This is a genomic window from Streptomyces sp. NBRC 110035 (assembly GCF_000829695.1).
In the GTDB taxonomy this organism is placed as follows: domain Bacteria; phylum Actinomycetota; class Actinomycetes; order Streptomycetales; family Streptomycetaceae; genus Streptomyces.
Genome location: NZ_BBNN01000027.1, coordinates 175,335 through 190,320, shown reverse-complemented (window position 1 = coordinate 190,320; position 14,986 = coordinate 175,335). Strand labels below are relative to the sequence as shown.

Genomic DNA, 14,986 nt, shown 5'->3' with positions numbered 1-14,986 from the left:
TGGAAAGCATGGACCGTGACCCTGAGTTCCGCAGAACTCTTCGCGGCCTAGGTCGCGAATCTGTGGGTTGACCTGCGCAAACGCATGCTGCAGCGCCGCCGGGGCGTGTGCCTAGGCGGTTGCGTTGTGCCTGGTCAGGCCGGTGGGGCGGCTTCGAGGATCCGGGGCGGGGCAGGGACCTGGAGCGCTGTCAGGATCGTCTGCTGGGCCTTGGTGACCTCGGTGCGCTGGCGGAAGGTCCCGGCCGGGCCGGTGAACGTGCCGACGTGCAGCCGCTCCAGTTGGAGTCGCAGGTTGGACCAGGTGTCGTCACAGGTCGTCTCGATGATGCGGATCAGCAGCAGGGCCAGCCAGCACAGCAGCACATGGGCGCGTATCCGGTCTTCGAGGCGGTGGTAGACGGGCCGCAGATCGATGATCGATTTCATGTCCCGCCAGCCGCGCTCGACTTCCAGGAGCTGCTTGTAGCCGAGTGCGATGTCCTCGGCGGACAGCTTCGGGTCGGATGAGCGCAGAAGGTACTTGCCGTCCAGGTTCTCCTCGGCCTTGGCCACGCTCCGGTCGATCCGCAGCAGCCCGCCGGGGGTGACGCGCAGGTAGCGATTCAGGCCGGGTTTCGTCGACAGCCTGCCGCGCAACTCGGCGCGCTTGGTGCGGGACAGCTTGTCGGATCCGTCGATGACGTCGGCGAGTTGGGCGATCAACTGCTCGCGGGTGGCGGCATCGCGCTTGGCCTGGTCGGGGTTGTGGCAGATGACGAAGCGGTCGTCGGCGTCGGCGACCTTGACCTCCTTGATGCGCATGTTGTCGGCCAGGGTCTTGTAGCGGCCCTGGCGGCCGAGCGCGGCCTTGACCTCGGGCGAGTCGGTGCGGAGCTTCTCGCCGAGGATGTAGTGGCCGCCGGCGCGTTGCAGGTAGCGGCGGTTGGCGGCGGAGGTGAAGCCGCGGTCGGCGACCCAGACCACCCGGCCCAGAGTCCACTCCTTCAGCTCGTCCTTGACCTGGCGGATCAGCGCGCTGTCGCTGGTGGCCCCGGGCCAGGACCAGACCCTGATCGGGATTCCGGTGCGGGTGACGGCCATGCCGATGATGACCTGCGGCAGGTCGTCGCGGTGGTCCTTGCTCTTGCCGAAAGCGCGGAATCCCCTCAGGTGGGCAGGGTCTTCGCCGTCGGCAGACGCGTCACCGGTGGCCGACGGATCGGGCTGCGGCAGGCACCGTCCGTACTCATTGCGGGCGAGCGGCTCGTCGGCCTGGCCGGTCTCGAAGTAGGTGGAGGTGGTGTCGAAGAACAGCAGGTCGACTTCGAGGTTCAGCAGGTCGGCGACCGCCCAGTAGACCTGCTCGGCGAGCTTGCTCTCCATGGTCAGCAGCCGGTCCATAGCCCGGTAGCAGGCGTCGTCGTCGACCTCGGGCAGACCCGCGATGGCGACGTCGTCGTTGACCCAGTGGGAGGCGGCCAGCTTGCTGGACGGCTTCAGTGCCCGGTTGGCGACCAGCGCGAACAAGGTCCGCTCGGTCCGCTCGCGACTGCGCGGGTCCTTGATCAGTTTCCGGATCATGGCGTCGATTCCCAGGCGACGCCACAGGCCGTCGAGGGCGTGGGTCCCGCCGAGCGGCCGGGACTCGGTGAAGGTCAGCTCCGGTGGGGCTGTGGCGGCCATCGCCTGGCCGGGGGTGAGGACTTGGGACAGCGAGGCGATCAGGCGGGCGATCGCGTCGCGGTCGACCTGGTCCTCGCGGCCGAAGTTGTAGAGCACGGTGCGGCGGGAGACCTGGGCTGCCGGGTCCCACTCGTTGTGGGCCAGCTGCAGGTAGCGCACGCTCGACCCGTTCTTGTTCTTCCGGGTCACGGTGCGCAAGTACATGACCTAGAGGCTAACACCATCGGCACAGCTCAAAGGCACTGCTGAGTGCCAGGCGTTGCCCTAGGCGATCTCGACTGTTGCCCCAGTCGCGACCTCGTTGACCTGCGTGTTTGTTGGTGCCGTTGGCCTATCGGCTCAGATTTCTGCGGAACTCAGGTACGACAGCCTCCCGCTCGGCGCCCGCTGCCCCGTACTCACGGCACAGCGCGTCGACGACGATCCACTTGACCGGGCCCGCCTGGGTCTCGTACCGGCTGACCGTCGCTTTCGATACGCCTACCAGCCGTCCGGCTTCCTCAAGGGTCATCCCCTTGCGGGCGCGCAACTTGCGCAACATCGCGCCTAGTTGCCGACGGCGCGTGGTGGTCCTGACGGGCATGGGACTCCTCTGTGCGTAACCCCGGGCAGCCGCTCGGGGCCTGAACAGGCTAGGCAGCGCAGCGGCTCGCTCACTACGGAATTCACCCGATAGAGGTTCATGAGAAGTTACACAGTGAGAGTTCTCTGTGTCATTCTCGCATCCGGACCGCTACGCAATGCAGCCGTACGGATACGGCAGGCGCAGCATGAGCGTGGCCGGGAGGGAGGAACACCCATGCCTGGTATCGATGCCGGGAACCGTCAGCACCGTTGTGTCCTGCCCTTTGCCGCATTGCCGGCGGAGGTGCAGCTGCTGCGGAGGATCACTGCCGCGCAACTTGACCAGTGGGGTGTGCCCGCGGCCGGCGATGAGGCGGGGCTCCTCGTCACGGAACTCGCGACGAACGTCATCAAGCACGTCGGCGAGGGCACGTTGGCCACTTTGATCCTGGAGTGGAAGTGCGACCGGCTGCGCGTCGAGATGCACGACAAGAGCCACGCACTGCCTGCCATGCGCGGCGCTGACCGTGACGCGGAGTGCGGCCGTGGTTTGCATCTCCTCGCTGCCATGGCGGCGGACTGGGGGACCGCCGTCACGGCGCTAGGTAAGGCGGTCTGGTGCGAGATCGAGCTGGGCCCCGAGGTCACGTGCCGCCGTGTGGAGCGTGCAGTTGAGACGCTGGAGGGCTATCGGAGGCGCGGCGGTGTCGTCCTAGAGGGCCGACGGCGCGAATCGGTGCTGGAGGAGTCGGCGATCGAGCTGATCGCCGACTTGCTGCACTGGACCTCCGCGCGCGGCCTGGACCCGGATGACGTGCTGGACCGGGCTCAGATGCACTACGAAGCGAAGGCTGCTTAGGCAGGGCTTGCGCAAGTTCCCGGGATCGCCCAACTGGCTTGAGGAAACCGCAGGTTGGAGCGGATGGCAGAGCGGGCACGGGATCCGTGATCATTCAGGTGTCTAAGCCGAGTGATCAAGAGGGTTCCCGTGTCCGCTGTCTCATCTTCCCCGATCCCTGCTGTGTTGGCCAAGTTGGGGCCGCTCAATCCGGACGACACGTCTGACCTGCGCATCTTCCTGGAGGCGGTGCCCGATCCTCGCTCCCGGCGGGGCCGCTGGTACTCGCTGACCTCGATCCTGCTGGTCTGCGCGGCCGCCGTGGTCTCGGGAGCCCGGACCATCGACGAACTCGCCGAGTGGGGCGCCCGCGCCGACGCCGGGTTGCTCGCCGCGCTCGGCGTGCGCCGTCACCTGCTGCGGTGGCGGCATGCGCCGTCCAGGTCGGCGATCGGGAGGGTCCTCGAGCGTCTCGACGCCGACGCACTCGATGCGGCCGTGGGCGCCTGGTTGGCTCACCGCCATAGCGCCGCAGCCCCGGGCAGACGACGGGTGATCGCCGTGGACGGCAAGGCGCTGCGGGGCTCAGCCCGTCTGGACCAGCCCCACCGGCACCTGCTGTCCGCCGTCACCCACGGCTGCCCGGTCACCCTCGCCCAAGCCGAGGTCGGCTCCAAGACCAACGAGACACGGCACTTCCAGCCCCTGCTCACGCCGCTCGACCTGGACGGAGACGTGGTCACCTTCGACGCGCTGCACTCCGTGAAGGCCAACGTCGCCTGGCTGGCCGAGACCAAGAAGGCGCACTACGTGGCCGTGATCAAATCCAATCAGCCCACCGCCTGGGCCCAGCTGGACGGTCTGGACCGGCATGCGGTGGCCATCCAGCACACCGCCTCGAACAAGGGACACGGCCGTCGCGAGTCCCGCTCGATCAAGACTCTCGCCATCGCCGACAACCTCGGCGGCATCGCCTTCCCCCACTCGAAGCTCGCCCTCCGCGTCCACCGCCGCCGTAAAGAGGCCGGCAGGAAGGAGACCCGCGAGACCGTCTACGCGGTCACCAGCCTCGACGTCCACCAGGCGAAACCGGCCGAACTCGCCTCCCACCTGCGCGGACACTGGACCGTGGAAGCCCAGCACCACATCCGCGACCGCACCTTCGCCGAAGACGCCTCCACCGTCCACGCCAGCAACGCACCTCGCGCCATGGCCACCCTCCGCAACCTCGCGATCGGAGCCCTCAAAGCCCTCGGAGCGACCAACATCGCGAAGACCACCCGTACCATCCGCGACCAACCCGAACGAGCCCTCCCTATCCTGGGCATCACCTACAAGCCCGACCTCAACGGAACTTGATCAAGCCCTGCTGCTTAGGTGGATGAGATCCACTCCTCCAGGTGAAGATCAACCCGTAGCTACCGCCTTGGCGTATGACAGCACGTCCGCCGGGATGGTGTGCTTCACCTTCCAAGTGATAGCCATGGGCTTGCTGCCCTCGTGCTTCTCGTACTCAGCAGGGCCTAGCAGTATCCACGGCTGAGCGCCGCCGATGTCTGTGGTCTTGTAGCGGCGGACAAACAGCAACACCTGGCTGCCCTGGGCGACGTGATGCCGGTATCTCATCCCCGTAGCGGATGTTTCTGAGGTCTGGTTTTGGGACTCCCAGTGGAACTGGGTCTCGCTCAGCGCGAAGTCGTGGTAGCGAGTCTGTGGTGAAAAGTCCTTCTCGTCTTTTTCGAGCGTGATGAGGAGAGCGTCAGTATTTGCGGACTCGCACCATCTCACTCCTTCGCGGAAGTCGCCCGGCATGAAGCCTCCGATATTGGCTTGGCCAAGGGCGGGAAGGATCTCTTCGCGGCTATAGGAGGCATGCACAGTCAGCGGGATGCCAGGGTCGCCGGCAGCGCCGAGGAGAGGGATGGGTACGTGCTCGGTGTGGGCGATGTTGTATGCCAGTACTTGGCGCAGTTCGCTGCGAACAGCATGTTGCTTACGGAGGGCAGTAAAGCCAGTGTCGTACCTCGCGAAACCCTTTCTCGTCACGCCACCCAGCGGCCATAGCTGGAAGAAAAGCATGCGTGCATACGCTTTCCCCTGCTCATCAAGGTCGCTGTAGGCAGGGGCGTCATCTTTCAGCATGCGCGTGTATGCGGCCACGCGTAGCGGATCGTCGACGTGGAGGAAGGCAGGTACTCGATTGAGGAGTGCGGTTTCTCCCTCGGGCGTCTCGCGGTCCATCAAGCCGGCACGGCGGAGCAGCCCGGTCCAGGAGTTTCCGTTCCCTCGATAGACCTCATTGATCTCCCGTCCGCTTTCCTTCAGATAGAGGTTCAGATCGGGCTCTGCGTAGTCAGCCACTTCACGAGCCAGCGTGGTGACATTGACACCGAGTTGGCCCTTGATGTTGGCGATGATGGTGTGCTTTGCCTTCTCCTCCAGCATGATTTCACAGCCGGAGGGGAGTTGAGGGAAGTCGTGCGCGACGTGGTCCAACAGCCTCTTGCGCGTCAGGTTCGTCAGGGCGTGGAACTGGTTCTCGAAGCGAAACTCCTTGCGGTGTTGCCCAATGAAGTCCAAGACCGTCAACACTGCCTTGTTGTCAGAGCGCCGAAGACCACGGCCGAGTTGTTGGAGGAACACGGTTGCGCTCGACGTGGGGCGGAGTAGGAGCAGGGTGTCGACATCGGGCAGGTCGACGCCTTCGTTGAAGAGGTCGACCGAGAAGATCACCTGTAGTTTTCCGGCCTTCAGGTCGGTGAGAGCCTCCCGCCGCTGGTCGGCCGGCGTCTCCCCGGAGACGGCGACGGCGCTGAAACCTGCGGAGCGGAAGGACTCTGCCATGAAGTGGGCATGGGCGACGGAGACACAGAACCCCAGCGCCCGCATACGGCCAGGGTCCAAAACCTTGTCCCCGACGGCCTTCACGACGAGACCAGCACGAATCTTGTTGCCTGTCAGGGCGTTGCTGAGCGCTTTCGCGTCATACGCTCCATGCTTCCACTCCACGGCGCTCAGATCGGTGTTGTCGCTGATGCCGAAGTAGTGGAAGGGGCACAGAAGCTTGTTGTCCAGTGCTTCCCACAGGCGCATCTCGGCCGCGATACGGCCGTCGAAGAACTCGTCCTGGATGTTCTTGCCATCCATACGCTCGGGTGTCGCAGTCAGGCCAAGCAGCTCTATGGGCTGGAAGTGATCAATTATCTTCCGGTATGTCGGAGAGGTTCCGTGATGGAACTCGTCGATTACGATGACATCGAAGTGATCGAAAGTGAGGCGATCAAGCGCCCTTGCATTGAGTGACTGGACGCTTGCGAAGACATGCGTCCAACGCTCCGGAATCTCCCCGCTGTGCAGGTGTTCTCCGAAGTTCGCGTCGAGCAGGATGTCCTGATAGGTCCGCAAGGACTGCTGCAAGATTTCTTTGCGGTGAGCGACGAAGAGGAGGCGTAGGCCGCGGCCGTGCTTCTGGCGGAGGCGCTTGTAGTCCAGGGCGGCCATGACCGTCTTACCCGTGCCTGTTGCGGCTACCAAGAGGTTGCGGTGGCGATCGTGTACTTCACGTTCGACGTCAAGTCGCTCAAGCATGTCCCGTTGATAGGGGTACGGTCGCACTTCGAGGCCGGACAATGTGATGGATCGGTCTGCTGACGATGCGCCACTGGCCACTGTCAGTGCTTCCTGAAGGCGAGCGCCATCGGCGTGAGGTTCGTACGTCTCGAAGGACGGGTCGTTCCAGTACGACTCGAACGTTGCCTCGAACTTCCGCATCACCTCGGGTGTGGCTACGGAGGAAAGGCGTACATTCCACTCAAGTCCGTCAAGGAGTGCAGCCTTCGATAGATTCGAGCTCCCGACGTACGCCGTGTGGTAGCCGCTGTTTCGCTGGAACAGCCATGCTTTGGCGTGAAGTCGGGTCGATCGCGTCTCGTAGTTGACTTTGACCTCGGCATTGAAATCTTCGACCAAGCGGTCCAGGGCTCGCCTTTCGGTGGCGCCGATGTACGTGGTGGTCAACACTCGTATCGGTACGCCCCGGTCGTGGGCTGCTTGCAAGGACCGCTCGATGACCCGCAGCCCGTGCCACTTGACGAAGGCGCAGAGGAGGTCCACGCGGTCGGCAGTGGCGAGCTCTGCGCGCAGTTCAAAACCGAGGCTTGGGTCCTCCGGGGAGTTCGTCAGGAGAGCGGTATCGGAGAGAGGGATGCCGGGGCGCACGGCGAAGACTCCGGGTGCTTCCTGCTGTGTGATCGCCAGGAGTTGCCGCGGGCCGTCCGCGACGAGGTCCACCCACTCTTGCGCTCCCTTGAGTGTGCCGAGGGATTCCAGGATGTGATTGGCCGCGTGCACGCGATCCTCAACGGGCAGGCTCTGTAGGACGCGGCGCACGGTGTGAGAGATGTGTCGCGCAAGCAAGTAAGGGGCCGACTCGGGGCCCACTGCGTCACTCACCGGGCGCCAGCCGAGTTGGGAGAGCTCCTTCAGCTTCTGCTCGAAGCGGAGCGTGATCAGTTGCTCGTACAGGCCTGGCGCGGGGTGGTCCAGGTCCTCCAACTCGGACACGTGGGCTCCTTTGAGCGCTCGGGGCAGCGAGCTCTTGTGTAACAGAGAGCTCTGACCTCCGGGCAGGGTCGGTCCGAGAGGGTAGATCCTGATGCTCTCAACACAGCTTATTCAAAACGTAGTTGACAAAGTCGATCACTCTCGTTCAAGTATGGGTGGATGGGAATCGAACGAGTCATCGGGCACGTAGACGGTGTTCCTGTGGGTGCGGTCTTCCATCGGAGATTGGACGTGATGCGGGCGAAACTGCACCAAACGAACCAGCGAGGCATCTCCTGGCTCGAGGATGAAGACGGCAGCAAGGTCGGAGACGCGATCGTCCTGCATGGAGGGTATGAGGACGACGAAGATCACTGGGATTGGATCCGGTACACCGGGGCCTCCAAAAACAAGGACAAGGATCCCAGCGGCAGGCTGCTTCGAAGCCAGTCGTGGTCGTATGAGGACAACGCTGCGCTCCGGCTCAGCTACGAGCGGGGGCACCCCATACGCGTGATCCGAGGATACGAAGGAGACCCGAGGTACTCACCGTTCGACTCCTACAGGTACGACGGCCTGTACGTGATCACGGACGTTCGTACGGCCACCTCCAAACGTCCGGCCCTTGATGGGTCACCGATTGACATTTGTCAGTTCGATCTACGCCGCTTGCTGGATCGTGAGCAAGTGCAGACACCGCTCGAACGTCACGTCGTTGATGTGCTGGCAGAGCTCGAGGACGAGCAAGAGCGGCAGTACGTGGAGAAGTTCCCGCGATCGCGCAGCATGCGGGTGCGTCGTCTGATCCGGGATACGGCTGCCGCAGAGCGGATCAAGGAGCTCTACGAGGGCAAGTGCCAGCTGTGCGGTCTCCAATTGGTCGGGCCGGACGGCAAGCCGTACAGCGAGGGTGCCCATATACGGCCTTTGGGGAAGCCTCATCATGGCCCCGATGTCGAGCGCAACATCCTGTGCCTCTGCCCGAACTGTCATGTGCGGCTCGATATTGGTGCGATCACGATAGGCGAGGACTGGTCTGTCATCGTGCGTGCAGATGCGTCGGGTGTGAGGCTCTTGCCGAAGCTGACCCTGAAGGACAGTCACCGAGTCCAGCAGGAGTACCTCTGCTACCACCGGACGTACTGGGAGAAGCAGGGCGCTGGTCGAACACGCTAAAGGTCACGCGGGAGGCGTCCGCTTCTCGGTAGGGATGAGGAGCGGACGGAGGCCCAGGTGCGGGAGTGGCTGCCGACGCGTGGAAGAGGGGTAGGAAGCAGCCGAGGACTTCACCCGCGGCAGACCGGCCGACAAAAGATCGACGTCGAGGGTCTCCGGATGCTCCTCCGGAAGGAACTCGATCAGGTCCTCGCAGACCACGTTCCAGTGCGGTCGATTGGCCAGGAGCGTCTCACATGCCTGGTGCTTGTTGTCGAGCAGGAGCACCGGCGAGAATCCCGCACTCTCCAGCCCCGACGCCATCCCGCCCGCACCGGAACAGACGTCCACGAACCCCAGTCGATCAACCATCCGCTCCCCCTTGGGTCGGCCGTCCCCGGACCCGCTTCTCGTGCTCCACCGCCGCACGTACCGTCGCCGCGATCTCTTCTGCCGGTATGTGCTCCCAGAACCTCAACACTGTCCATCCGGCGGCCCGTAGGTGCTCGGACGTCTCCTGGTCCCGCGCCATGTTCTTGTCGAGCTTGGCCCGCCACCACTCGGCATTCGACTTCGGGCTCGTCGCGTGCTGTGGGCAGCCGTGCCAGAAGCAGCCGTCGAGGAACACCGCGATCCTGGCCCTGGGGAAGACGATGTCGATGGTGCGACGGGGCATTCCGATCACCGGTGCGTTGACGCGGTAACGGAGCCCTCCGGCGTGCAGCAGTTTTCGGACCGCCACCTCTGGTGCCGTGTCGCGGGAGCCCTGGCGGCTCATGCGGGCGGATACGGCGGGAGAGGAGGGAGGTGCTTGTGCCACATGAGTATTTTGCCGGCGTGTTCCCCTTCATGGGGGCCGAGTGGGTTTTCTGTCCAGCCGGAGTCCGCGAGGAGGCGGGCGTGGGCGGGCGGGCGCGGTCCCTGGGGTCTCGGTGTGAGGGTTCACTCTATCGAGTGTGGCCTTTGACCTGTTGCTATCACTCTGAGTGAGCAAGTATGGAGTGGTCGATCCCGTCCGCTGGAGGCGGGCTTCCGGCCCTGTCGTTCGTGTGGGCTGTCTTGTTCATGCCGTGCTGGGGGTGAGTGGCGTGTCCGTGGACGATCTGGTGGGGGAGGCCTCTGCCTCTTGGGGAGGAGTGGTCCTTCAGGGGCCGTTGGACGGCTGGGTGGCTGAGCTGCGGGAGCGAGGGCCTGCGGCCGAGAGCGCGGGGCGGCTCGGTGGGCTGGAGGTGGCGCGTCTGTCGGCGCGTGGGCGGGTCGACGCGCTTGTCGTGCTGGAGCAGCACCTGGCGTGGTTGCAGGCCAAGCAGGTCGAGGTACTGGCGGCCATCGCCGAGCACAGCGATGTTCCCGAGGCGGTCGTCATCGAGGCCGGCGGCAAGCTGGACGACGTCTTCGCCGCTACCTGGGACGGGGCCGTGGAGGAGGTGGCGTGCGCATTGCGGTTGTCCCATCTGGCGGCCGGGCGGCGTCTGAGGGCGGCCACTTTGCTGGCGGCCCGGCACGAGGAGACGACGAGGCTGTTGGCCCACGGGCGGATTTCCTACATCCAGGCGCAGGCGGTCGCCGAGCAGTTGGAGTGTCTCGATGACGAGGTGGCACGCCGCGTGGAGTCGGTCCTGGCCGCGAGGATGCCGGCCCAGACGGTGGGGCGGACCAAGGCCGCGCTGCGCCGCGAGATCCTCCGTGCCGATCCGGAAGGTGCGGAGCGGCGTCATCAGGAGCGGGTGAAGGCGCGGCACGTCGTGCGGTATCCGCAGGACGACGGCATGGCGCTGTTCGGTGCCGTGGTGCCCGCCCAGCAGGCCGCGCTGATGGAGCAGGCGGTCGATGCGCGTGCGGCTGGTTACGGAGACGATGGGCGGACGCTGGACCAGAAACGGGCGGACGCGCTGTTCGACCTTGTCGTCAACCAGCCCGGGGTCACGGGCGGCGGCGAAGGGCGGGCGGCGGCCGTGGTGCAGGTGACGGTGCCGTTCGACATCCTGCTGGGCTCGGAGGACGGGCCGGCGGAGCTGAAGGGGCATGGGCCCATCACCGCCGGTCAGGCCCGGGAGATCGCCTTCGCGCCGGGTACCGTCTGGCGGCGGTTGCTGACGCATCCGAAATCCGGGCTCCTCGTCAAGACCGACCCGACGGTCTACCGGCCGACGGCCGAGACAGAGCGGCACGTGATCGCCCGGGATCAGTACTGCGCCTTCCCCAGCTGCCGGATGCCCGCTCACCGGTGCGACCTCGACCACGTCCGGCCGTTCGACCACCGGCATCCGGAGCGGGGCGGGCAGACGGTGCCGGAGAACCTTCAGCCGTTGTGCCGTCGCCATCATCGGCTGAAGACGCATCACCCCGGGTGGAAGGTCACGCGTGATCCGCACTCAGGGGTCAGCACCTGGACCGCGCCCACGGGGCACACCTACACCAACACCCCTCCCGCCCACCGGCGGTGAAGCACCGGCAGACATTGTGCGGGCCGGCGGCTCGGGTCCGCGGTACCGGCCGCGCCACCAGCCCCGTGTCGTACGCCAGGATCACCACCCGGGCCCGGCTGGGCACAGGACAGGGACGCTCTCCGGCACGGAGGCGCGCAGCCGACTCCTTCGACGGCTGGGTCGTGGGCGTCGTTCATCCGTGTCGTTCCGGCACCGTGATCGTTGTGGCAGGTGCAGGGGGCCGATTACGGGTGTGGGAAAGTGCGGGCGTGGAGGTCGTGCACCATGCCTACGGTCGGCGTGTGGTCCTACGTGGCATCGACATGCGGCTCGGGACAGGGAGGCTGTGCGGGATCGTCGGGGGAGAACGGCGCCGGCAAGTCGACGCTGCTGAAGATCCTTTCCGGCGGGTTGCGGCCCTCACGCGGCACGGTCCGTCATGGTGGCCGGTTCGGTTACTGCCCGCAGCACGTGGTTCTCAACGACGCGCTGACTGTCCGCCAGCACTTGACGTTCTTCCAGAGGGCCTACCGCCTGCCAGATCTGCGGTATGCCGAGGAGATCACGGACGTGCTGGGATTCGCCGGTTACGCCGATGAGCGGGCCGGGGTCCTCAGTGGCGGGACGCGGCAGAAGCTGAACGTGACGCTGGCGCTGATGCACGATCCGCAGGTGCTTTTGTTGGACGAGCCCTATCAGGGGTTCGACTGGGACACCTACCAGCGGTTCTGGGACCTTGCCGTGCGGCTGCGTGATGCGGGACGCTCCGTACTGGTCGTCTCCCACTTGGCGTACGACACAGAGCGTCTGGATGAGTTGTGGCGTCTGGACGACGGGCTCCTCCGCCCGGACCAGGCGGTTGCCGCGTGAGGTTTCACTTGACCCGGTTTGCCCTCGCCACCGGGTTCGCGCTGACCGAGCACGGCCGCAACCGGTTCGCCGTGGTCCTGGTGATCCTGTTCGTCCCCCTGGGGACGACCCTCGCCTATCTGGTGATGCCCGACACCCCGGCCCTCATGCGGCTGCACGCCACCGGGGAGACGCTGACGCCCCACGGCAACGAACTGACCGAGATCAGCGGCGCACTCAACGCGGTCACCCTGATCACCGGTTTCATGATGTTCGCCGCCACCTTCTCCGGCAACCGCTTCGACCGCCGGCTCGCGATGGCCGGCTACCCCCGCATCCATCTCGTCCTGGCCAAGGCCACCGCACTGGCTCTCATCTCGGCGACGGTCGCCGCCTACGCCACCGCGGTCACCTGCCTGGTATGGACACCCCGGCAACCTCTGCTGCTCGCCGCCGCGCTGTTCAGCGCCGGCCTCACCTACGGCGCCCTCGGCGTCGGCTTCGGCTCCGTGCTGCGCCGGGAGGTCGAGGGCATGTTCGCCCTCGTGATGACCAGCATCATCGACCTCGCACTGCAGAACCCGATCACGAGCTCCGGGACCGACAACCCGATCATGCGCTACCTGCCCTCCTACGGAGCCATGCAGGCCGGCACGGCGGCGGGATTCTCCACCAACCAGGTGCCGCGGCACCTGGCCATCCAGTTCACCTGGTTCGCGGGAGCGGCCCTGATCGCCCTGATGGGCTTTCGTCGGAGCACCCGCAGCACCCTGCCCGCCGACCCACAGCCCACTGAGCCCGGGCCGGGAGGCGGTACTTCCTGCCTTCCCGCGCGGCGCCACGCTGCCGCGCCCTCGGCTACGGCGTCCACCACGGAAGCACCCTGAGGTCCACGTCCCGAGATGTGCACGACACCGCAGCCCGCCCCCGCCCCCGCGCCCCTCGACACGGCCGGACACGCGCGGCGCAGCCGGGTCACCCCCCGTGCGCTGCAGGGCGAGGACCCCGCCCTGCGTGCGGCGTACCGGCTGTGCCGCCGCACCACACGGCAGCATGATCCCGGGATCCACGCCCTCATCCAGTTGATGCCGGCCATCCTGCGCCCGGCATGCTGGGCACTCTGGGCGGCCGCCAGCGTCCTTGACGACCCGGCGGACCAACCGGATGTGGGGCCGGCCCGGCGCGCGGCCCGCGTCGAGGCGTGGACCAGGGCACTGAAGCACGACACGCGGGCGGGCACGAGCACCGACCCGGTCCGGTATGCCCTGGTGGACACGGCAGGACGGTGGCATCTGGACTTGACCAGCCTGCAGGGCGCGATGGCCAGGACACGGGACGACGCCCACGGTCCGCGCTTCCCCGACTGGGCCGCGTGGCGGGCCGGGTGCACCGAGGGAGTCGTGCCCTGGGTCGACCAGGTACGGCACCTGTTCGAGCAGGCCGGCGCGCCGATGACGCTCCGGCTGGACCGGCAGGCCGACTACGAACACTTCATCGACGGCGCCCAGCTCACCGACATCCTCACCGACCTGAGCACCGACCTCGCCCAGGGCCACCTGTTCCTGCCGCAGGAAGCGCTGGAACCCTTCCCCGGCGCAGAGGCGGATCTGGTCGAGGGGCGCTGGAGTCCAGCCGTGGCGGCCCTGATCGCCGAACTGACAGCCCTGGCCCGCCGACGGGTGACCAAGCCCGCCATGACGAGAGGAATGCACCCGGGCCCCGCCACCGTGCTCGACACGGCGGCCGACCTGATGCGCGCCCAACTCGACGCCATCAACGCGGCCGGCCCCACCCTGCTGAAGCGCTCCCCACGCCCCTCCGCCGTGGCCCGCGCCCGCGTACTGGCCCCCGCCCACCTCCGCGCGGCCCTGGCCTGGCGCCTGACCCCCCTGACCGTGCCGGGCCCCCGGCCCCCCGCGGTGGAGTCGAGCGATCCGGGCCAGGCGCCCGAGGACGCCGGTCTCCGGCCCCCGCCACCGCACCGCGACGGCGTTCGGCCCCCGCGGATCGCCGCCGACCGGATGCCCCGCCACGTGGCGGTCATCATGGACGGCAACGGCCGCTGGGCCGAGCAGCGCGGCCTGCCCCGGCACGAAGGCCACCGCGTCGGCACCGCCGCCGTGCACGAGATGGTTCACGGCGCCCTGGAGATCGGGCTGCGCCACCTGACCCTCTACACGTTCTCCACCGAGAACTGGAAACGCGGCACAGGGGAGATCGCCACGATCCTGGAGGCAGTCCGACGCGAACTCGACGAGGGGCCCCTCCGCGACCTGGACGTGAGCCAGTGCTGGTCCGGTCGTCCCGACAAACTGCCCGAGGACCTCGTCCGTGCCCTCAGGCGCGAGCAGCACCGCACCCGCAACCGCACCGGACTGACCCTTGCCCTGTGCCTCGACTACGGCGGCCGCGACGAGATCACCCGGACCGCCGCGGCACTGGCCCGGGCAGCCCGAGAAGGTGAAGTGGACCCCCACCTCCTCGGCGAGGACGACTTCGCCCGCCTTCTGCCCCACTCCGACATGCCGGACGTGGACCTGCTGTGGCGCACCGGCAACGAACAGCGCACCTCCAACTTCCTGCCCTGGCACGCCGCCTACGCCGAGCGGTACTTCACCCCTGGCTACTGGCCCGACAACGACCGACGAGACCTGTGGCAGGCCATCACCGAGTACAGCCGACGCCAACGCCGCCACGGCGCTGTCCCCGCCCCCCTCGCCTCTCCCGAGAGCCGCCGTTCGTCTCCGCACCCTCAACCCGGCCCCCGACGCTGACCCGTTCCGGAACCATCGGCTGGTGTGAATTCGCTTGTTCGCAGAAGGACGTGATGCTCTCGCCGGTGAGTCGGATCTTCCCGACCGGTCTGGGCCCGACCGGGCCGCCCTCTTCGGCCACTTCCTCGAAGCCGCCGGGGAGGTCCTCGTCCACCCGTGCGAAACGGCCGG

9 protein-coding genes and 3 pseudogenes are annotated in these 14,986 nt (G+C 66.7%); 7 read left to right on the top strand and 5 right to left on the bottom strand.

Annotation, left to right across the window (positions count from 1 at the left end; translation table 11 throughout):
- Positions 1-134: 134 nt before the first annotated feature.
- Both TU30_RS17850 and TU30_RS17845 read right to left on the bottom strand, forming a co-directional pair.
- Positions 135-1,868, bottom strand: a complete 1,734-nt coding sequence (locus TU30_RS17850) for an IS1634 family transposase (RefSeq protein WP_042171144.1) — start codon at positions 1,866-1,868, stop codon at positions 135-137.
- Between the two features lie 157 nt (positions 1,869-2,025).
- A pseudogene (locus TU30_RS17845) lies at positions 2,026-2,247 on the bottom strand (helix-turn-helix domain-containing protein); the annotation flags it as partial.
- A 216-nt stretch (positions 2,248-2,463) separates the two neighbouring features.
- Here TU30_RS17845 and TU30_RS17840 point away from each other — a divergent pair.
- The gene (locus TU30_RS17840) at positions 2,464-3,087 is read left to right on the top strand and encodes an ATP-binding protein (RefSeq protein WP_042171138.1); all 624 of its coding nucleotides are present in this window, start codon (positions 2,464-2,466) and stop codon (positions 3,085-3,087) included.
- A 162-nt stretch (positions 3,088-3,249) separates the two neighbouring features.
- The gene (locus TU30_RS17835; protein WP_042171137.1) at positions 3,250-4,425 is read left to right on the top strand and encodes an ISAs1 family transposase; all 1,176 of its coding nucleotides are present in this window, start codon (positions 3,250-3,252) and stop codon (positions 4,423-4,425) included.
- A 48-nt stretch (positions 4,426-4,473) separates the two neighbouring features.
- Here TU30_RS17835 and TU30_RS17830 read toward each other — a convergent pair whose 3' ends face one another.
- Entirely contained in the window at positions 4,474-7,629 is a 3,156-nt protein-coding gene (locus TU30_RS17830; protein WP_042171135.1) for a DUF3427 domain-containing protein, read from the bottom strand.
- Between the two features lie 159 nt (positions 7,630-7,788).
- Here TU30_RS17830 and TU30_RS17825 point away from each other — a divergent pair, with 159 nt between their 5' ends.
- The gene (locus tag TU30_RS17825) at positions 7,789-8,784 is read left to right on the top strand and encodes a YDG/SRA domain-containing protein (protein WP_078878337.1); all 996 of its coding nucleotides are present in this window, start codon (positions 7,789-7,791) and stop codon (positions 8,782-8,784) included.
- 96 nt (positions 8,785-8,880) lie between these two features.
- Here TU30_RS17825 and TU30_RS17820 read toward each other — a convergent pair.
- Positions 8,881-9,135: pseudogene (locus TU30_RS17820) on the bottom strand (DNA cytosine methyltransferase); the annotation flags it as partial.
- Positions 9,128-9,541 carry a very short patch repair endonuclease gene (locus tag TU30_RS17815; protein ID WP_042171131.1) on the bottom strand — a complete coding sequence of 138 codons (414 nt, stop codon included), beginning with the start codon at positions 9,539-9,541 and terminating at the stop codon, positions 9,128-9,130. The pseudogene TU30_RS17820 and the gene TU30_RS17815, both read right to left, overlap by 8 nt.
- Positions 9,542-9,764: 223 nt before the next feature.
- Here TU30_RS17815 and TU30_RS17810 point away from each other — a divergent pair, with 223 nt between their 5' ends.
- The 4 genes and pseudogenes from TU30_RS17810 (at position 9,765) to uppS (ending at position 14,815) form a co-directional block, all read left to right on the top strand.
- On the top strand, positions 9,765-11,210 hold the full coding sequence (locus TU30_RS17810; RefSeq protein ID WP_234307892.1) for an HNH endonuclease signature motif containing protein: 1,446 nt from the start codon (positions 9,765-9,767) through the stop codon (positions 11,208-11,210).
- Positions 11,211-11,515: 305 nt separating this feature from the next.
- Positions 11,516-12,062, top strand: a pseudogene (locus TU30_RS17805) (ATP-binding cassette domain-containing protein).
- Positions 12,059-12,928, top strand: a complete 870-nt coding sequence (locus tag TU30_RS17800) for a hypothetical protein (RefSeq protein WP_042171129.1) — start codon at positions 12,059-12,061, stop codon at positions 12,926-12,928. Before TU30_RS17805 ends, TU30_RS17800 begins: the two are co-directional and overlap by 4 nt.
- Before the next feature lie 15 nt (positions 12,929-12,943).
- Positions 12,944-14,815 carry a polyprenyl diphosphate synthase gene (uppS, locus tag TU30_RS17795; protein ID WP_078878335.1) on the top strand — a complete coding sequence of 624 codons (1,872 nt, stop codon included), beginning with the start codon at positions 12,944-12,946 and terminating at the stop codon, positions 14,813-14,815.
- Positions 14,816-14,986: the final 171 nt, after the last annotated feature.

Bases quoted from the DNA above. Each gene is read 5' to 3' on its own strand.
- TU30_RS17850 (WP_042171144.1), bottom strand. From the start codon at position 1,868: ATGTACTTGCGCACCGTGACCCGGAAGAACAAGAACGGGTCGAGCGTG.
- TU30_RS17840 (WP_042171138.1), top strand. From the start codon at position 2,464: ATGCCTGGTATCGATGCCGGGAACCGTCAGCACCGTTGTGTCCTGCCC.
- TU30_RS17825 (WP_078878337.1), top strand. From the start codon at position 7,789: ATGGGAATCGAACGAGTCATCGGGCACGTAGACGGTGTTCCTGTGGGT.
- TU30_RS17815 (WP_042171131.1), bottom strand. From the start codon at position 9,541: ATGAGCCGCCAGGGCTCCCGCGACACGGCACCAGAGGTGGCGGTCCGA.
- uppS (WP_078878335.1), top strand. From the start codon at position 12,944: ATGTGCACGACACCGCAGCCCGCCCCCGCCCCCGCGCCCCTCGACACG.